This is a genomic window from Devosia beringensis (genome assembly GCF_014926585.1).
Classification (GTDB): Bacteria; Pseudomonadota; Alphaproteobacteria; order Rhizobiales; family Devosiaceae; genus Devosia; species Devosia beringensis.
The window spans coordinates 3,704,786-3,722,694 of record NZ_CP045422.1 but is presented as its reverse complement, the minus strand read 5'-3'; the positions used below and the strand labels follow the sequence as shown (position 1 = coordinate 3,722,694).

Annotated in this window: 16 protein-coding genes and 1 tRNA gene; 4 read left to right on the top strand and 13 right to left on the bottom strand. The window is 63.0% G+C overall.

All coding sequences use genetic code 11. The annotated features are described in order from the left end of the window. Nucleotides 1-68: 68 nt before the first annotated feature. Both GDR53_RS18100 and GDR53_RS18095 read right to left on the bottom strand, forming a co-directional pair. Nucleotides 69-1,388: a TolC family outer membrane protein gene (locus GDR53_RS18100; RefSeq protein ID WP_193335809.1), complete on the bottom strand. Its 1,320-nt coding sequence runs from the start codon at nucleotides 1,386-1,388 to the stop codon at nucleotides 69-71. A 192-nt stretch (nucleotides 1,389-1,580) separates the two neighbouring features. Beyond that, entirely contained in the window at nucleotides 1,581-2,237 is a 657-nt protein-coding gene (locus GDR53_RS18095) for a protein-L-isoaspartate O-methyltransferase family protein (protein ID WP_193335808.1), read from the bottom strand. Nucleotides 2,238-2,527: 290 nt separating this feature from the next. Between GDR53_RS18095 and GDR53_RS18090 the strand changes: the two genes are divergently transcribed. Next, complete coding sequence (locus GDR53_RS18090; protein WP_193335807.1) at nucleotides 2,528-2,872, top strand: hypothetical protein; 345 nt, start codon at nucleotides 2,528-2,530, stop codon at nucleotides 2,870-2,872. 79 nt (nucleotides 2,873-2,951) lie between these two features. After that, on the top strand, nucleotides 2,952-3,248 hold the full coding sequence (locus GDR53_RS18085) for a hypothetical protein (RefSeq protein ID WP_193335806.1): 297 nt from the start codon (nucleotides 2,952-2,954) through the stop codon (nucleotides 3,246-3,248). A 33-nt stretch (nucleotides 3,249-3,281) separates the two neighbouring features. On the opposite strand, the gene GDR53_RS18080 is transcribed toward GDR53_RS18085, so the two are convergent. The 11 genes from GDR53_RS18080 to GDR53_RS18030 form a co-directional block, all read right to left on the bottom strand. After that, nucleotides 3,282-3,491 (bottom strand): sunset domain-containing protein, encoded by a 210-nt coding sequence (locus GDR53_RS18080; RefSeq protein WP_232846846.1) that lies wholly within the window; start codon nucleotides 3,489-3,491, stop codon nucleotides 3,282-3,284. Nucleotides 3,492-3,686: 195 nt separating this feature from the next. Next, nucleotides 3,687-3,760: transfer RNA gene (locus GDR53_RS18075), tRNA-Cys, on the bottom strand. 163 nt (nucleotides 3,761-3,923) lie between these two features. Further along, complete coding sequence (locus GDR53_RS18070; protein ID WP_193335805.1) at nucleotides 3,924-5,693, bottom strand: ABC transporter ATP-binding protein; 1,770 nt, start codon at nucleotides 5,691-5,693, stop codon at nucleotides 3,924-3,926. After that, the gene (locus GDR53_RS18065) at nucleotides 5,690-6,634 is read right to left on the bottom strand and encodes an acetamidase/formamidase family protein (protein ID WP_193335804.1); all 945 of its coding nucleotides are present in this window, start codon (nucleotides 6,632-6,634) and stop codon (nucleotides 5,690-5,692) included. Before GDR53_RS18065 ends, GDR53_RS18070 begins: the two co-directional genes overlap by 4 nt. Continuing rightward, nucleotides 6,624-8,240 carry an ABC transporter substrate-binding protein gene (locus GDR53_RS18060; protein WP_193335803.1) on the bottom strand — a complete coding sequence of 539 codons (1,617 nt, stop codon included), beginning with the start codon at nucleotides 8,238-8,240 and terminating at the stop codon, nucleotides 6,624-6,626. The genes GDR53_RS18065 and GDR53_RS18060 overlap by 11 nt, the downstream gene beginning before the upstream one ends. 25 nt (nucleotides 8,241-8,265) lie before the next feature. Beyond that, nucleotides 8,266-9,186 (bottom strand): ABC transporter permease, encoded by a 921-nt coding sequence (locus GDR53_RS18055; protein ID WP_193335802.1) that lies wholly within the window; start codon nucleotides 9,184-9,186, stop codon nucleotides 8,266-8,268. After that, on the bottom strand, nucleotides 9,183-10,067 hold the full coding sequence (locus GDR53_RS18050) for an ABC transporter permease (RefSeq protein ID WP_232846845.1): 885 nt from the start codon (nucleotides 10,065-10,067) through the stop codon (nucleotides 9,183-9,185). The genes GDR53_RS18055 and GDR53_RS18050 overlap by 4 nt, the downstream gene beginning before the upstream one ends. A 7-nt stretch (nucleotides 10,068-10,074) precedes the next feature. Beyond that, nucleotides 10,075-10,677, bottom strand: coding sequence for an ANTAR domain-containing response regulator (locus tag GDR53_RS18045; protein WP_193335800.1), 603 nt, complete (start codon nucleotides 10,675-10,677; stop codon nucleotides 10,075-10,077). Further along, nucleotides 10,674-11,831, bottom strand: a complete 1,158-nt coding sequence (locus GDR53_RS18040) for a transporter substrate-binding domain-containing protein (protein ID WP_193335799.1) — start codon at nucleotides 11,829-11,831, stop codon at nucleotides 10,674-10,676. The genes GDR53_RS18045 and GDR53_RS18040 overlap by 4 nt, the downstream gene beginning before the upstream one ends. Nucleotides 11,832-12,036: 205 nt before the next feature. Beyond that, nucleotides 12,037-12,483 carry a pseudoazurin gene (locus GDR53_RS18035; protein ID WP_193335798.1) on the bottom strand — a complete coding sequence of 149 codons (447 nt, stop codon included), beginning with the start codon at nucleotides 12,481-12,483 and terminating at the stop codon, nucleotides 12,037-12,039. Between the two features lie 137 nt (nucleotides 12,484-12,620). After that, nucleotides 12,621-13,625 carry a LacI family DNA-binding transcriptional regulator gene (locus GDR53_RS18030; protein WP_193335797.1) on the bottom strand — a complete coding sequence of 335 codons (1,005 nt, stop codon included), beginning with the start codon at nucleotides 13,623-13,625 and terminating at the stop codon, nucleotides 12,621-12,623. Between the two features lie 173 nt (nucleotides 13,626-13,798). On the opposite strand from GDR53_RS18030, the gene GDR53_RS18025 reads away from it, so the two are divergent. Both GDR53_RS18025 and GDR53_RS18020 read left to right on the top strand, forming a co-directional pair. Continuing rightward, nucleotides 13,799-15,721: an ABC transporter substrate-binding protein gene (locus tag GDR53_RS18025; protein ID WP_193335796.1), complete on the top strand. Its 1,923-nt coding sequence runs from the start codon at nucleotides 13,799-13,801 to the stop codon at nucleotides 15,719-15,721. A 79-nt stretch (nucleotides 15,722-15,800) separates the two neighbouring features. Then, entirely contained in the window at nucleotides 15,801-17,909 is a 2,109-nt protein-coding gene (locus GDR53_RS18020) for a family 10 glycosylhydrolase (RefSeq protein ID WP_193335795.1), read from the top strand.

Sequence of the window (17,909 nt, the reverse complement as noted above, 5' to 3'; positions counted from 1 at the left end):
CGAGGTCTTCCACTAAAACTTGTGGCCGGGCGATGCCCGGCCACCAAAGATGGAGTAGATGGCCGGATTTATTCTTTGACACTGCGCAGTTCGGCCCACACGTCATCGACAGCGTCGGTATAGCGGACTGCCGACTTCACTTCGACGTTGAGACCCAGATCGGCCGCTGTCAGGTGGCCCATGGCGGCCAGCAGCGAGAAAGTGGCAATGACCTTGTTGGTCGAGGCGGTGATGCGGGCTTCGCGGGCCGTGGTCAACTCGGCTTGCGCATTGAGCACGTCGAGCGTGGTGCTGGTACCCAGATCGCGTTCCTGGATCACCCCGTCAACGACGGTGCGGCCGGCAGACTCGGCTGAATTGGCGGCAGAAATCTGGGCATCGGCACTCTGGATGCCGGCCCAGGCCGAGATTACCGCCTCGCGGATCTGGTCATAGGCGGACATGGCGTCGACCTCAGACTTGATCTGCTCGATATTGGCCTTGCGGACACCCGCACCGATAGCGCCACCGGCATAGATTGGCACCGTGATCTGAAAGCTAACCGAGCCGCTGATACCGTCGCGCTGGCCCTTGGGATCGGTCGCTGTACCGGTAACCCCGCCGCTCAGGCTTGCCTTAGGTCCAAACTGTGCTTTGGCGCTGGCGCTCGATGCCTGGGCCGCGCGAATGGCCGCCTTGGACATCAGCAAGGCCGGATGGTCGACTTCGGCAGCAGCAATCGCTGCCGGGAGAGAACTGGGGATCAGGCGGGAGAAATTGTGGCTGGGATCGAGATTCTGCGGCGCCTGGCCAACGTAGCGCTGGAAGGTCGCCTGGCTGATCTCGAGACTGCTGACCGCGGCACGATAAGCGGCATCGCCCTGGGCCAACCGGGCCTCTGCTTGCGCCACGTCAATGCGGGTGCCCTCACCCACGTCGAGCCGATCGCGGGAGGACTGCAACTGCGCCGAGTAGAAATCGCGGTTTTCCTGGCGCAGCGCTACGAGCTGGCGCCCGCTATAGACATTCATATAGGCCTGCACCACGGCCAGCAGCACGGTCTGCTCGGTGCTGCGGATCTGGTATTCGGCAGCTTCGGCACCGGCGCGGGCCGCCTCGATGTCGGCGTCCGTCTTGCCATTATCGAAGATGGTCTGATTGTAGGAGAGGCCCGGGGACAACGACGTGCTGTCATCAAATCTGTTGTTGACCACGCTCCAGTTGTAGCTGCCGCTAAGCGATGCGCCGATCGTGGGGCGCTTACCGGCGTTGGCCAGGGCAATGTTCTCCGCCGATGACTTGGCGCTGAGCAGAGCCGACTGCAGATCCGGGGCATAATCATAGGCCGTAGTCAGAGCCTGCGCGATCGATTGAGCCTGCGCACCGCCTACCGCGACAGCACTGACCATCAAAGCCACTACACTTGCGACCAATTTCCCGCGAAAACTCATGCAAGTCTCTCCAATATCCCGCAAACTCTATGCGTGGCAGATGGGGTTAACAACCGCCCGCGCAATGGCGGTCAAAATATAACGTGCGTTTCGGTCCCGACAGTGCCCACCGGGCAACAGCGCGGAACCTCCATCGCCTAATAGGCGACATCAAAACACAAATTCCGGTTGCGGCTGTGCCTGCAGTAGCGGCGGCAGGGTGGCATTGAACTCCCCGCGGGCCGCAATGGCATTGCCAGTCTTGACGAAGACATTGGCCACGGCCACGCCGCCAGAGCGAATCAGGGCTATCAGCCGACCGCCATCATTGAGCGCGGCAAACAGCGCCTGTGGTACCTGATCGAGCGCGCCCTCAACGAAGATGACGTCAAAGCCAGTGCGCCTCAGCGCGTCAATATCGCCGACCACGATGTCGACATTGGCAATGCCCAGATCGCCAAGGGTCGCGCTGGCCGCACCGGCCAGATCGGCATCGGCTTCAAGGCCGACAACGGAATGGGCCAATCCGGCCATGACAGCGGTGCCGTAACCGGTTCCTGCGCCAACATCGAGAACCGTATCATCGGGGGTAACAGCCGCCAATTGCAGCAGCTTAGCCAGTGTCGCCGGGGCCATCATGAAGCGTCGGGCGGGCCCCTGCCCCAGCCACTGTACATCATCAATATAGGCAACGGCCTGCCGATCGACGGGAACGAAGCGCTCGCGGGGCACCTCAGCCATCTGGGCCAGCAGCCTCGGCTCGGTGACGCCACTGGTGCGCAACTGGTTGTCGACCATCCTGGCGCGCAGCTGCTCGAATTGTGTCATTGCTGTCGTCCGCCCCGGCCGGTCATATGCTGGACGTGAATATCCCCAGCCTCGCCTGCTTGGCAAGGCCATATGGCACTCCGCGACAAAATGAGTGGTGCATGATGGGTATGAGCACAGATCACAGCATCGTCGCCAAGGTGATGCCCTTCAAGCAACTCAGCGGTGAGCGGCGTGTGTTCGCCTGGCGCCGCCGGCCGTCGGGTCCGGCGCAGCGGAACATTTGGCCATGTGGCACGTTATACAAACTCACGTCAGGTCATGTCATCTGACGAACAAGGAGCTTTCCCATGAAAAGCTCATTTCGCTATGTCGATGCGACTGTGGACGACCTGGTTACTCTTTTTCTGTTTGTCGATCGGGACGGGGAAGCCCGCGCCAGGGTCACCGGACCCTGCGAGGTTGTATCAGCCCATGAAGATGCGGCTCCGGACGCGACATCTCCCTTGCCACTATCGAAATCCTTTGCCTTGGCCATCAGGATGGCCAATCGCAACGACGTCGAGATCGTGGTCAGCGGCGACCGCACCCTTTGGCAATCCGACTGGGGCGACCTGACCAAGATGGCTCCTCACTCGCCCCAAGGCTTGAAAATTGAACGCACCGGGCAGATTTTGCGCATCGGCAGGATGTGAAGGCGGTCGGCGCACAGCGCCGGTCACACCAAGCAGACGTGACTTGCCTTGCCGACACTCAAAGCGCAGCATGCCCGGCATGATGAAACCCGCCGTCATTATCTTTGTGACCCTCGCTTTTTCGGTGGGCACCGCCCAGGGCGCGTGTCCCGCGCCTGCACCGGGCAACACGGCCGGAGAAATTCAGGCCAATGGCGAACGCATCGTCTGCCTGCAGAACGAACTGGCGGCCGAAACCCGCCAGCGCAACCTGCAAAGCCAGATCGACGCGCTACAGAAGTCACAGCAGGACTTAATCGTAGAGCGCAGGATAGACTCGCTGCCGCAGGTGCCCGTCTATGTGCCACCCGCGCCTGTCGTGATGCCGGGCATCTGAGTCAGGCTAGACCAGCGGCAGCCATATCCCGCTCTACACTTTGGAGCGGCGCCAGCCGGCAGAGCGGGCCTCTTCTTCTGAACAGAACCAGCGCTCACCATGGGACGCACTGATCCGGGTGTCATTGTAATATTTCTGACCCGGGACGTGATAGATGCGCTCTCCCTGAGTGCTCACATTGCCCTTGATGTTGCAGGCGTCGTTCTCCCCGGCGGCGACAGCCAGCGCGCCGAAGACAAGCATGCTGCCGACCAGGGCCATCTTCGCGTAAATCGAGCTGCCCATCCTACCGTCCCCATGTGCCATGTCCTATGTCACGGATTCGTCGGGAGTGTCGGGAAAACCTCAAAACTGAGCGGGAAGGACCCGCAATGGTACGACCCCAGCCACTCAAAGACCGGGATCACCGTCAGGCAGTCGATTTTATTGGGAAATTACTGGAGGCCACGTCCGGAATTGAACCGGAGTACGCGGATTTGCAATCCGCTGCGTAACCACTCCGCCACGTGGCCTCACCGCCGCAGTAACTATGGGAGGACAGGGCCTTATGCAATACCCCCGTCTGGCGGACAGTGAAAATTCTGATCACGCCCTGCTCGGCGCCTATGCGACAAGTCTGCGCCCTGCCCGTCCCGCACGCGCGGCCACAGTGTCTTGCATCCGGAGATCGGCCGGTCAGGCGCCTTGAGCGACGAGGTGGCCGGCCCCAACATCCCGATAGACGACCGGCTGCGGCTCGTAGCCGAGCGGGCGGACCGAACTGGGCAGGTCGCCATCGAACGGCACGTAGCGGCGCCGGTCGCGCGACGGATCGGGCACCGGGGCGGCTGCCATCAGCGCCCTTGTATAGGGGTGTTGCGGGTTCTCGAAGAGCTGCGCCCGCGTCCCCACCTCGACGAACCGCCCCATATACATCACCGCCACGCGATGGCTGATCTGCTCGACCACGGCCATGTCATGGGAAATGAAGAGATAGGCGATGCCCGTCTCGTTCTGGATGTCCTGCAGCAGGTCGAGCACCTGGGCCTGGATCGAGACATCCAGGGCCGAGACGCTTTCGTCGGCGACGATGATCTTGGGCGACAGCGACAGCGCCCGCGCGATGCAGATGCGCTGGCGCTGGCCGCCGGAGAATTCGTGCGGATAGCGGGCCGCTGCCTCGGGTGGCAGTCCGACGCGGCCGAACAGGTATTCGACGCGGTCGGTCAATTCGCTGCCTTTGGCCAGGCCGTGGATTTTCAGTGGCTCCGCTACCAGCTCGCCCACCCGCATACGCGGATCGAGCGAGGCATAGGGATCCTGGAAAATCATCTGGATATCGCGCCGGACCGGCTTCATCTGGTCGGGTCGCAGCCCAGCAATATGGGTGCCGTTGACCCGCACATCGCCGGTAAAGGGCACGAGGTTGAGCAAAGCCCGGCCCGTCGTGGATTTGCCGCAGCCGCTTTCGCCGACCAAGGCCAGGGTTTCGCCTTCATGGAGGCGCAGCGAAATGCCCTCCACAGCATGCACCCGCTTGCTCACCTGGCGCAGCAGTCCACCGCGCAGGTCGAAGCGTACGCTCAGGTTGTCGACATCGAGCACTTCCCTCGGGTTTGCAGCGGCGGGCGTTGCCCGCCTGGGCATGCTGGTGCCCGCCATCGAGCCGAGCACCGGCACGGCCGCCAGCAGCGCCTGCGTATAGGGCTGCGCGGGTGACGCGAAGATCGTGCGCACGGGACTGGTCTCGACCTGGCACCCATCCTTCATCACCAGGACATGGTCGGCCATTTCGGCCACCACGCCCATGTCATGGGTGATCATGATCACCGCCGTACCGGTCTCCTGCTGCAGCAGGCGGATGAGGCTGAGAATCTGCGCCTGCACCGTCACATCGAGGGCGGTCGTCGGTTCATCGGCGATCAGGATGTCCGGCCGCTGGCTGAGCGCAATGGCGATCATCACGCGCTGCCGCATGCCGCCTGAGAGCTCATGCGGATATTGGCTCAGGCGCCGCGCCGCCTCGGGTATCTGCACCTGATCAAGGAGTTCCAAGGCGCGCGTGCGGACCGCGCTGGCGGTCAGCGTTGTATGCGCCGTGATCGCCTCGGACAATTGCCGGCCCACCGTCATCACCGGATTGAGCGAGGTCATCGGCTCCTGGAAGATCATGCTGATCTCGCGGCCACGAATGGCGCGCATGGCTTCCCGATCCAGGCCGAACAGGTCGCGCCCATTGAACAGGGCCGATCCCGCGGTAACCCGCGCCATGGGCTGGGGCAGCAGGCCCATCAGCGAGAGCGCGGTCATCGATTTACCTGAGCCTGACTCGCCGGCAATGCAGAGCGTCTGGCCGCGCTCCAGCGTGAAGCTGAGCCCGTCCACCACGCGCCGTGGACCGGAAGACGACGCGACCTCGGTGACGAGGCCGCGCAGTTCGAGCAGCGGGGACGCTTCGGCCGTCACTCGAAGACGATCCGGGGGAAGTAGAAGCTCACCACCCAATTGGGCATGTCGACGATCTCGGAGACGCGGAGATCGCCACACACAGAGCACAGCATATAGGCCTCCTCGGCAGACAGGCCATACTGGCTGCCCAGCAGGTCGATCATGCCTGACAGCGCGTCGCGCGCACCCGCCATCAGGTCCGGCCCGATGCCGGTGGTCACCTCATAGCCCTTGGCGTCGAGATGGTTGGTGACCGGCCCCGACGTGGTGAAACGCGGCATAGCCAGGTTGGCGCCCTTAATCAGCTCGAACTTGAGTGCCACGTTCATCTGGCTCTCGATGGCCGTGCCGCAGACCTCGCCATCGCCCTGGGCGGCGTGGGTGTCGCCCACCGAGAACAGCGCACCCTCGACCTCGACCGGCAGATACAGCACCGTGCCGGTGGTGAGGTCGCGGATGTCAAGATTGCCACCCACCCGGCGCGGCGGCACCTGCGAGTGATTGCCAGGCGCCGCTGGAGCAACGCCCATCTCGCCGCAGAATGGCTTGAGCGGCACCTTGCCGTTTTTCGAGAACGCTGCCGGCGCCATGCTGGTCTTGTCATAGTGCCACAGCGTCAGCGCCGGGTCCTTGAACTGGTCGGCCAGGAGCCCGAAGCCAGGAATATTGGCCGTCCAGCCGAAGCCGGAGGGCTCAAAGCCCTCCATGGTGATCTTGAGGGCGTCACCGGGCTGGGCCCCATCGATATAGATGGGGCCGGTGACCGGATTGACCTTAGAAAAGTCGAGCGTCGACACATCGGCCACGGTGCTGGCGGGCGTGAAGTGCCCGGCCCCGCTGTCGAGACACTCGAAATAGACCGACGAACCGGGCGCCACCCGCTGCACGGGCGGGATAGAATGATCCCACCCGAAGTGATGGTTCACGCGGTGGATGGTGTAGTCGCAGTTACTGCACATCTTTATCAAACACATAGTCGTAGTTGACGGGAATATGGACGGGATCGACAAAGATGGCATCGGGGCCACCCAGGCGGGCCGACTTCATGGTGAAGCGCTGCTCGTTGAAAACCGGCACCCAGGGAAGATCGGCCATCACGCCCATATAGACGTCGCTCCAGGCCTGGTAGCGATCAGCCGCCTTGGCCGGGTCGATCATCGAATCCGCCGCCGTCGCCATGGCGTCGAGCGCTTCATTGCAGTATTTCGACCAGTTCCAGCCGCCCTCGCCCGCACCGGCGCAGCCCAGGATCGGGCCGTAGAAGTTGGATGGATCGGGGAAGTCGGCGATCCAGGCCATGCCGCCCGACCAGATCATCGGCGCCGTACCGGCGCCGCCGGCCTCGATCACATTGGCCTGGGCCAGCGACAGCAATTCCACGGTAACGCCGATGGCGGCGAGATCCTGCTGGATGGCTTGGGCGATGCGGGGATTGGGATCTACATTGTACACATAGAGTTCGGTGGTGAAGCCATCGGGGAAGCCCGCCTCGGCCAGCAGCGCCTTGGCGCCTTCCACATCATAGGCAATGCCTTCATAGCCTTCGGTATAGCCGGGCATGGAAGGCGGCAGCGGCTGGTTGGCGATCACCGCGCGGTTATTGATGATGCGGACGATGCGGTCCTTGTTGATCGCCATGTTGACGGCCTTGCGCACCTCGAGATTGTCGAAGGGCGGCGTGGTCACATTGAGGGTGATATAGCCGGTCTGCAGCTGGCCACCCTCGATGATCATGTCGGCATAGTCCGGGTTGTCCTTGACCTCGAGGAACTGCGCCGGGGGAATGCCGTCGCCCAGGATGTCGACTTCGCCATTTTGCAACCGCAGCAGCGCCACGGTTGGCTCCTGGCCGATCTCGAAGACGATCTCGTCCATCTTGGGAATGCCGGCCTTCCAGTAATCGGCATTGCGGGCAAAGACGAGACGCTGGCCCAGCGTCCACTCGGTTAGCGAGTAAGCGCCGGTGCCGACCGGGTGCTTGCCGAAATCGGCGCCGAACTCGTCCACCGCTTCCTTGGGCACGATGGAGGAGAAGTTGAGCGCCACCACATGCAGGAAGGTGGCATCGGGCCGCGACAGCGTGATCTCGACGGTCAGCGGATCGACGACCGCGACGCCAGAGAGGCCGGTTGCCGAACCGTCAGTTACAGCATCATAGCCAGCAATGGAGGCGAAAAAGCCCGCGCCAGGGCTCTGCGTTGCCGGATCGGTGACCCGGTCGAGCGAGTATTTGACGTCCTCGGCGGTCATCTCGCGACCATTGTGGAATTTGACACCCGGCCGCAGCTTGAACGTATAGGTGAGGCCGTCATCGGAGATAGTGTAGCTTTCGGCCAGGTCCGTCGTCAGCGTGGAGGTGCCCGGCTCGTAGTCCATCAGGCTGTCGAACAGCGACTTGATCATCGACCAGTTCTGCCAGTCATAGCCGATGGCTGGGTCGAGGGTCGCCACGTCATCCTTGTAGGTGACGATCATCGAGCCACCCTGCTTTTCCTCCTGGGCAAAAACGGGTGATGCCATGGTCAGGACGGCCAGGGCAATTCCGGATAACAGCAATCTGCGCATGCTTGGTCTCTCCTTGGTTGGGCGGTCAGCGCAGCTTGATGCGCGGATCGATGAGGGGGGCGACGAGGTCGGCAACCAGGTTGCCGATGACGATGGCGCAGGCCGAGACCAGCGTGACGCCCATGATGATGGGAATGTCGACGCGCTGGATGGCCTGCCAGGCGAGCTGACCGATACCGGGCCAGCCGAAAACGCTTTCGACCACGACAATGCCGCTCATGAACATGCCGATATCGATACCGATCATGGCAACGATGGGCAGGATGGCATTGGGAATGGCGTGTTGAAACAGCACGATGCGGCCGCGCAGGCCCTTGGACTGGGCGGTTCGGATATAGTCCTGCCGCAGCACCTCCAGCATGGAGGAGCGCATCATCCTAGCATACCAGCCCGCCCCGAGCAGGCCCAGCGTCAGCGACGGCAGCACCAGGTGGGCAAAGGTGCCGTAGCCGCCAATGGGGAACCAGCCCAGCTGCACGGCAAAGATATAGAGCAGCAGGATGGCGACGACGAATTGCGGGGCCGATACGCCGATGAAGGAAATCACCATGAGCAGATTGTCGACCCAGCCGCCCCGGCGCACGGCCGCCAGCACGCCCATGGTCAGCCCGATCACCAGCTCGCAGGTGATGGCGCCGGCCATCAGCAGAAGGCTCGCCGGCAGGCGAGCCGCAATCAGTTCGGAAACTTCGCTCTTCTGCAGATAGGAGCGGCCCAGATTGCCGCTCAGCAGGTTGGTGAGATAGCGCCAGTACTGCTCCCACAGCGGCAGGTCGAGACCGAGCTGTCGGCGGATGTTTTCTACTGTTTCAGCCGTGGCGCTGCGCCCGGCGATCTGGCGTACCGGATCGGCCGGCAGCAGATAGAGCAGCACGAAGGTCACCACGCTGATGCCGAGCAGGATCAGCGCCGCCTGGCCAAACCGGCGGGCGAGATAGCCGATCATGACGAACTCCCCTGCTGGGTCGGGTCAAGAATGTCGCGCAAGGCATCGCCTAGCAGGTTGAAGGCCAGCGACAGCAGCAGGATGGCGGCGCCGGGAATGAACACCAGCCAGGGCGCCGTGGCGAAATAAGTCTGGTTCTCGAAGATGATATTGCCCCAGCTCGGCGTCGGCGGCCGTACGCCAATGCCCAGAAAGCTCAGCGTGGCCTCCAGCAGCACGGTGGTCGAAATGCCCAGCGTGCCCCAGACGAGAATGGTCGACACCAGATGCGGCAGGATGTGGCGCCACAGGATCAGCAGCGATCCCGCGCCCAGCGCCCGCTCGGCCTCGATGAACTCGCGCTCGGACAGCGAGCGGGTCTCGGTGTAGAGCACGCGGGCAATCTGCACCCAGTTGACCATGGCGATGACCAGCGCCACGATCCACAGGCTCGGCCGGAAGATGGCGGCCAGCACGATGGCCAGCAGCAGCGCCGGAAAGCTCATCATCAGGTCGGTGAAGCGCATCAACACCGCGCCGACTAGGCCGCGGAAATAGCCGGCGGTAATGCCCACCAGCGAGCCCAGGACCACCGCGATGCCATTGGCCACGACGCCGATGACCAGCGAGGTCTGCGCCCCCACGATGAGCCGGCTCAGCAGATCGCGCCCCAGAAGGTCGGTGCCGAACCAGAACTGTCCATTGGGGGCCAAAGGCGCGCCCTCCAGCGTCAGCCCCTCGAAATACTGTTCATTGGGATCGTGCGGCGTCAGCACCGGCGCAAACAGCGCCGCCAGCACGACCACGACGATGATGATGAGCCCGGTCACCGCCATGGGGCGCTGCAGCAACCGGCCGAGCACGGACTGGGCACGGACGGGCCGTGTCGGAGCGCTGGGCATGCCCAGTTCAGGAGCGATGATGGACATGGCCCGCCCGCAATTCGTGCACGATCTTCTCGGCCATGGCTTCGATGGTCAGCCGTGCCGTCATGGCTTCCCGACGCAGCCGGGCATAGGCTTCCTCGGCCGGCAGGTTGCCCTGCAGCATCAGGCAGGCGGTGGCCTCGGCGACCACTTCGCGCTGCTCCAGCCGGCTGCGCAAGCCGGCCAGTTCGTCCTGCATGGCCGAGCGCCTGGCAAAGGCCTCCGCGGCGATCACCAGCGCCGTGAACACGCCGCCACTGCCGACCGGCTTGAGCAGATGCGCATCGGCACCCAGGCGGATTGCCCAGGCCAGCCGGCCGGGCGCCTCCGAGCCAATCAGGGCGATGGCCGGCATCGGCGCCTCGCCCGGGGTCCAGGGAAACTGGCCGTCATGGCCCATATCGGCGTCATAGAACAGCAGGTCAGCGCCAGGCGCCTTGCCGGCTGGAAGATCAGGCCACGACGCCGCCCAACGCACGCCGAGTTGCGCCAACTGCCGGGTGATCGCCTCGACCACCGGATGCGGGCGATGCAGGATCAGCGCGGTCTTGCCATCAAAACTGGCGATCTGCACGGGCGCGCTCATTTGACCACCCGCAGATGCGATACCGGCTGGGCGGAGCGGCTGGCAGCATAGGCCAGGTAGGGATCGGGCCGGATGGCGACGCCACGGTCGGCCACGATCTCGAAGCCCGAGGCCGTGGCGCGGGCGATGCGCGGCGTCAGCACGGCATGATTGGTGGTGGGGTCAATTTCGACCGGACCGAAGGGGGCGGTAACGGATCGACCCGCCAAGGCGCCGAGCACCGCTCCGGTGTCATCGGTGCCGGTGGCCGCCATCCCCGCCGCCAGCAGATGGACCGCAGCATAGGCCTGGGCAAAGAAAGCCGACACCGGCCCGGTTTCCGGCGCGTGGCGGGCCACGGCCTCCAGAAATTGCCGGTTCTCCGTGGTCTCCAGCGATTGAAAATAGGGAGAGACCGCATATTGGCCGGCCGCCGCCTCGCCCAGCTGGGCCAGCTCCGGCTCGGCAAAGTTGCAGCTCAGGACCGGCCGCGCCGACGCATCAAATGCGGGGTCAGTCTTGCCGAGCGCATGGTAGGCGGCGAGGAACGCGTAGGACGACGGCCCGATCAGCGTATTGAGGATGAAAGCCGGCCGCTTGGTCCGGATCTCCTCGATAATCCGGTCAATGTCGACATCGCCCAGCGGCACATAGCGCTCTCCCGCGACGCGGCCGCCGGCCGCCTCCATGACATCGCGCGCAATGCGGCTCGTCTCCCAACCCCAGATATAGTTGGACCCGACGAGATAGCCGTCCGCACCGAAGCGCGGCAGGACGAAGTCAAGCAAGGGCAGCACATGCTGATTGGGACAGGCGCCCAGATAGATGACCTGCTCATGCGCCTCGAAGCCCTCATAGGGGCACGGATACCACAGCACGGTATTGCGCTTTTCGAGCAGCGGAATGACGTCCTTGCGGCTCCACGAGGTGGTGCAGCCCACGATATGTTTCGCCCCGGAACTGGCGACGATGTCGGCCGCCAGCCTGGCATAGTTTTCGGTGACGCCCTGCGGGTCGCGCACATGCGCCTCGAGCACGAAGTCATGCTGGCTGGTCGCGTTGATCTCATCGATCGCCAGCATGGTGCCGGCCAGGCCTTCCCGGCCAATGGCGGCATAGGGGCCGCTGGCCGAAAACAGCACGCCTATCGCTACGGTATCGTTTTCCAGCGCCATGCCTTGGGTCCAACACAAAATTCCCCACCCAGGAACGACACGGTGTGTTCCAAAAGTGGGGCGCAGATGCCCGTCAATGTCCGATAATTTCGCAGATGATGGCGAGCCTGAAGCCGCGAGTCAATAGCTTGTGCAGATTTGATGACTGCCTAATTAGTGCGCATTCGCGGCACTCCAGGCCAGCGCGGCAAATGTGGCGCGAGGCTCAGATGCCCAGGGCGGTGTAGACTTCTTCAAAGCGCTCGCCGACCTTCTTGGGCACCTTGACCGCCTTGACGGCGTCGAGATTGGCAAGGTCATCGCCAACGAAGATCAGGCCGACCATGCCCATGGCAAAATGGGGCGTACACTTGACGCCATAGACGCCGGCAACGTCGAAAGTGACGGTGTAGGTTTCGTTGACCTTGCTTTTGAAGGGCTCGACGCCTTCGGGCAGCATGTCCTTGATGGTTTCGACATTGTGGCCCTTATCGGTGGGGATGAAGGTCACCGTGTCGCCCGGCTGCACCTGAACGAAGGCGGGCTCGAACACCATGCTGCCCGCCACGCCCTTGTTGAGCATGTGCACCTCGAAATCGGCAGCAAGGACGGGCGTGACCGCAAGCCCCGCAAGGGCAAAAACCGCGATCACAGTCTTGAGAGTGTTGCGCATCAGTGAATTCCTTCAATGCGGGTCAATCCATGGACCCGCTGACCATTCTCTAGAGTTGCGCCCGCTGCCCATCCTTGATGCAGGTCAAATACCGGCGGGAATTCATTGAAACTTATCAAGGGCTTATTTGCACCCAGTCAGCCCGCCGCCGATCTGGGTGATGACGATCTCACCTTGCCTGCCGATTCGCGTATGACCAGATGCGAGACGAAGCCCATGCGCACTGGGACATCGGCGGGGATGCGCTGCTTGAGGCGATCGTCAAGGATGCGTACCAGCCCTGCCCCCATCTGGAAGCCCTGCACCTTGACCGTAGTCAGCTGCGGGGAGATCTGCGTGGCGGCCGAGTAATCGCCAAAGCCGACCACCGAGATATCGTCGGGAATGCGATAGCCCAGCCGCAACAGCTCGGAGACCACCGTCAGCGCCATGCCGTCATGCGCACAGAAGAAGGCCGTGGGCGCAAAACCATCGGCCTGCACTTCCTGCAGGTGCTGGGGAAAGCGCATCTCGGTCTGGAACTTCATCTCGCGGAAAGTGACTTCCGGATGGGTCTCGAGCACTTCGCGCACGCCGTAGAAGCGCTCGATGCGGCCGCGATAGCCCGGCGTGCCATGCACATAAGCGATGGAACGGTGACCGAGCTCGAGCAGATAATGGGCGACGGCTGAGCCGGCCTCGTGATCAGTGCCCGAAACGGTATCAAAGGGATCCAGCGGCTCGACCCAGCCATTGCGGGCGACGGGGATGCCCAGGGCGGTGACCGCGACCATGCTGGCGCGCGGATGAGGGCCCACCAGGGCGACGGCCCGGCAATTACGGGCAAAGGCCACGATCTCGTCGGTTTCATGTGCCCAACACATGCGCACCTGATAGCCGGCGCGCTGTGTCTCGATTTGAAAGCCGCTCTGGATGAGCAGGTGCAGTTCGGAATTCACCAGGTCGGTATCGTGAAAGACAATGCCCAGCACCGGCGCTGCCACCTCGGCCACGGCGCGGATATAGCCAAGCTGGGTGGCGACCTCCAATACGCGGCGGCGGGTGTCGTCGCTGACGCCGTCCTTGCCCGACAGTGAGCGGGATACGGCAAACTTGGAGAGGCCCGTCGCCTCGGCAATGGTCGATAGGGTGACGCGCGCCATGCGAGCTCCGTTGCTATTTTCCGCCTGATACCGGGACCGTCCGGCAATAGCAATAAACGCTACTCGCAAAAACACATCAACATAAACATAACGCTTTACCTAACAAATGATGCGCCGCAAGCTCATCATCAGCTAACAACGCCACAGGCGGTTAGCCGAGGAGGAGATCAGACATGGTAAGTATCAGCCGCAGGGCTTTTATCGTCGCTAGTTCCGCTTTTGCCGGAGCGCTGGCCGTACCGGGTTGGGTGCGGGCGCAGGAATCGGCCTTTCTGCAGGCCCAGGTCGATGGCGGCACGCTGCCGCCGGTCGCCGAACGCCTGCCCACCAAACCGCTGGTGATCACGCCGTTTGAGCGCGTCGGCCAGCAGGGCGGCGACTGGAATCACGCGCTGGTCGGCGGCGGTTCGCTGTCGATGCTGGTGCGCTATCAGGGCTATGAGCCGCTGGTCCGCTTCAACCCGGACTGGTCGGGTCTCGTCGAAAACGTCGCCGAATCCTGGTCGGTCAATGCAGAGGCAACCGAATATAGTTTCACCCTGCGCAAGGGCCACAAATGGTCCGATGGCGTGCCCTTCACCACCGCCGATATCCAGTTCTGGTACGACGCCTATTTCAGCGATGTGGAAGCCTCGCTGGGTGGCAATTCGTGGTGGTATGTCAAGGGTGAACCGGCAAAGCTTGAAGTGCTGGACGAACAGAATTTCAAGGTCACCTTCCCCGGCCCCAACGGCTTCTTCGTGCAGCAGCTCGCCTGGGCCCAGCAGGACCAGATGACCCGCACGCCCAAGCATTATCTCGAACAGTTCCACATCAAGTACAATCCGGACGCCGATGCCCTGGCCAAGGAGCAGGGTCTGGAAAGCTGGATCGCCTTGTTCCAGCGCGAGATCGGCATGCTGGACGACAATACCTTCTACCAGAACGCCAATCGTCCGACGCTCAATGCCTGGGTCTTTGCCGACGGCGCGCCGGGCGAGAATACCGAACGGGCCATCGCCACCCGCAACCCCTTCTATTTCAAGGTCGATACCGAGGGTACGCAACTGCCGTATTTCGACCGGGTGGTGTACCAGATGGTCGCCGATCCCGAAGTGCTGCTGCTCAAGACGCTGCAGGGCGAGATCGACATCATGGACCAGTATATCTGTACCCCGGCCAACAAGCCGGTGCTGTTCGATGCCCAGGAAACCGGCAATTACGGCTTCTATACGCTCAAGGAAACCGCGGCCAATGTGATGGCCTTCCAGCTCAACCTCAACCATCTCGATCCGGTCAAGAACAAGCTGTTCAACACCATCGAGTTCCGCCAGGCGCTGTCGCATGCCGTGGATCGGCAGGCGCTGATCGAGGCCGTGTTCGTTGGCCAGGGCTCACCGGCTCAGCCTTCCATGCGCGAAGGCGATCCGCTCTACAATGAGCAACTGGCCAAGCAGTTCACCGAGTTCGACCCGGCCAAGGCCAATGCGCTGCTCGATGCACTGATTCCCAACAAGGACGGCGATGGCTATCGCCAGGACGAAGAAGGCCGGCGCGTCACCATCATCTTCGAGATCGACCAGACCCGCACCACCTTCCTCGACATGTTCGAGCTGGCCATTCCCATGTTCCAGGCCGTCGGCATCGATGCACAGATGCGCACCATGGACCGCTCGCTCTGGGAGGAACGGGTGCGTCGCGGCCGCGAATATGATGCCACGGCCCACCAGTTCGGCGCCAATTCCGGCATTGCCGCCATGCTCGATGCCCGCTTCTACGTGCCGATCAACAACAACTGCTTCTATGCTCCCGGCTGGGCGCTCTACTTCACCCAGCCCGAGAACGAAGCGGCGGTCGAGCCACCGCCGGCGGTCAAGGCCCAGCAGGACCTCTATCGCGAGCTGGTTGCCACGGCCGATCCGGCGACGCAGAACGAGCTGATGGCCCAGGTGCTGCAGAATGCGGCGGACCTCTTTTTCACCTTCGGCGTCAGCCTGCCGGCCGACGGCTATGGGGTGGTCAAGAACGACGTCGTCAACCTGCTCAAGGAAATGCCCAACTCTTTCGGTTGGCCCACTCCCGGCCCGACCCGCCCCGAACAGTTCTTCAAGGCCTGACCGGCTGATCAACCACCATCATGGTCACCGCCGGCCCTCACGGGCCGGCGACTGCCCCCTCATACCCAGCGGATCCGTCATGCTCGATAGCACAGCACCAGCCACCGACCACCTGCGCACCCCCGATTGGTACAAGTCAGCGACGCGCTGGACCCAGCTGACCCTGGCAGAGGACGATCCGGTCAAATACGATCCCGCTTTGTGGATTGATGTGTTCAAGCAGACACGCTCCAATGCGGTCTGCCTCAGTGCCGGCGGCTATGTGGCCTATTATCCCTCCAAGGTGCCGCTGCACTATGTCTCCAAATTCATCGGCGACACCGATCCCTTTGGCGATCTCGTGAGCGGCGCCCGCCAGTTGGGCATGCATGTCATGGCCCGCGTCGATCCCCATGCCATCCACCAGGACGCGGCCGATGCCCATCCGGAATGGATCGCGGTCGACAGGGCGGGCAACAAGCGCCGCCACTGGGCCTTCCCCGAAGTTTGGGTCACCTGCGCCTATTCCGATTACAACTTCAAGTTCATGCCAGAAGTGCTCAGGGAGCTGACCACCAATTACGATATCGACGCCATCTTCGCCAATCGATGGCAGGGCCATGGCGTCTGCTATTGCGAGAGCTGCAAGACCAATTTCCGCGCCGCATCCGGCCACGAACTGCCCATGGATGAAAGCCTCGAAAACCCGGCCTGGATGGCCTGGACCGCCTGGCGCCGCAATGTGCTGAGCCGCCTCGTCGTCGAATGGGACGCGGTGATGAAGGCCATCAAGCCGCATACCAGCTTCATTCCCAATATGGGCTCGGTCTCGCTCACCGAATTCGACCTCGACATCATCGAGAAATACTGCCCCTTCCTCTGCGTCGACGACCAGGGTCGGCGCGGCACCGAGCCGGTCTGGATGAGCGGCCGCAATGGCAAGCGGATGCGCGCCACCTTCCGTGACCGCCCGGCCATCCTGATCACCTCGATCGGACCGGAAGAGGAATATCGCTGGAAGGATTCTGTCACCACAGGTCCTGAGATCCAGGCCTGGATGGATGACGGCACGACACAGGGCCTGCTGCCCTGGTTCACCAAGTTCAACGGCGTGGTGCCCGATACCCGTTGGGTAAAGCCCGTGGCCGACAGCTTTGGCCTGCATGCCGATCTCGAGCCGGTGCTCAAGGGCATGACGCCCATCGCCGAGATTGCCATTCTCGACCCCGCCACCACTTTGCGCCATCATGGGCTGGATACGCGCCGCGCCGCTGAAGCCGACGATCTCGGCTTCTACATGGCGCTGATAGAGGCCAGGCTGCCCTTCGAAATGGTGTCGGACCAGGCCATGACCCCGGCCACGCTCGACCGCTTCAAGGTTATCATCCTGGCCAATTCCACCTGCCTCTCTGATGCGCAGGTCAAGGCGCTGGAAGACTATGTGGCGCGGGGCGGCTCTGTGGTAGCGGCGCATGAGAGTTCGACCCGTACCGAGGCCAACAAGCCGCGCGACGCCATTGCGCTGGGCAAACTGCTCGGCGTGACCCTGACCAAAGCCGCCCGCGGCCCGGTCAAGAACACCTATGTCGCCATCAATGGCACCCACCCGATCTCGCAGGGCTTCGAGGGCGCCAACCGCATCATGGGCGGCACGAGGCTCTTGGCGGTGGACGCCGTTGCCGATAGCGAACAGCCCTTCCTCTATGTGCCCGATTTCCCCGACCTGCCAATGGAAGAAGTCTATCCGCGCGAAGACCCCAAGGGGGCCGCTGTGGTAACCCGCCAACACGCATCGGGCGGCCGTACCGTCTATATCCCCTGGAATATCGGCGGCATCCTCTGGGAAGTCATGGCCGGCGACCATTCCAGGCTGATCGGCAATGCCGTGCGCTGGGCTCTCAACAAGCGGGCGGATGTGGAGATCCAAGGCCAGTCCGTGCTCGATCTCTCGGTGCGAGAGGACAACCAAGGCCTCGCCGTCGTCCTCAACAACCTCACCAACCCGATGATGATGAAGGGACCGATCCGTGAGGTCTATCCGGTCGGCCGGCAGGAAGTGTCAATCGCCATCCCCCCAGGCAAACGCTTCGGCCAGGCCGAACTGCTGGTAGCGGGCGGCGCGGCTGAGGCCAAGGTCACCGATGGCCGCGTCACAGTCGTGGTACCCGCGATCGCCACCATCGAAGTCGTCCACGTCACCTGGGCCTGA

Coding starts and splice junctions, on each gene's coding strand:
- GDR53_RS18060 (WP_193335803.1), bottom strand. CDS start 8,240: ATGCGCAGATTGCTGTTATCCGGAATTGCCCTGGCCGTCCTGACCATG.
- GDR53_RS18040 (WP_193335799.1), bottom strand. CDS start 11,831: ATGGCGCTGGAAAACGATACCGTAGCGATAGGCGTGCTGTTTTCGGCC.
- GDR53_RS18020 (WP_193335795.1), top strand. CDS start 15,801: ATGCTCGATAGCACAGCACCAGCCACCGACCACCTGCGCACCCCCGAT.
- GDR53_RS18090 (WP_193335807.1), top strand. CDS start 2,528: ATGAAAAGCTCATTTCGCTATGTCGATGCGACTGTGGACGACCTGGTT.
- GDR53_RS18045 (WP_193335800.1), bottom strand. CDS start 10,677: ATGAGCGCGCCCGTGCAGATCGCCAGTTTTGATGGCAAGACCGCGCTG.
- GDR53_RS18030 (WP_193335797.1), bottom strand. CDS start 13,625: ATGGCGCGCGTCACCCTATCGACCATTGCCGAGGCGACGGGCCTCTCC.
- GDR53_RS18025 (WP_193335796.1), top strand. CDS start 13,799: ATGGTAAGTATCAGCCGCAGGGCTTTTATCGTCGCTAGTTCCGCTTTT.
- GDR53_RS18035 (WP_193335798.1), bottom strand. CDS start 12,483: ATGCGCAACACTCTCAAGACTGTGATCGCGGTTTTTGCCCTTGCGGGG.
- GDR53_RS18080 (WP_232846846.1), bottom strand. CDS start 3,491: ATGCTTGTCTTCGGCGCGCTGGCTGTCGCCGCCGGGGAGAACGACGCC.
- GDR53_RS18095 (WP_193335808.1), bottom strand. CDS start 2,237: ATGACACAATTCGAGCAGCTGCGCGCCAGGATGGTCGACAACCAGTTG.
- GDR53_RS18055 (WP_193335802.1), bottom strand. CDS start 9,186: ATGATCGGCTATCTCGCCCGCCGGTTTGGCCAGGCGGCGCTGATCCTG.
- GDR53_RS18050 (WP_232846845.1), bottom strand. CDS start 10,067: ATGCCCAGCGCTCCGACACGGCCCGTCCGTGCCCAGTCCGTGCTCGGC.
- GDR53_RS18085 (WP_193335806.1), top strand. CDS start 2,952: ATGATGAAACCCGCCGTCATTATCTTTGTGACCCTCGCTTTTTCGGTG.
- GDR53_RS18065 (WP_193335804.1), bottom strand. CDS start 6,634: ATGTGCAGTAACTGCGACTACACCATCCACCGCGTGAACCATCACTTC.
- GDR53_RS18100 (WP_193335809.1), bottom strand. CDS start 1,388: ATGGTCAGTGCTGTCGCGGTAGGCGGTGCGCAGGCTCAATCGATCGCG.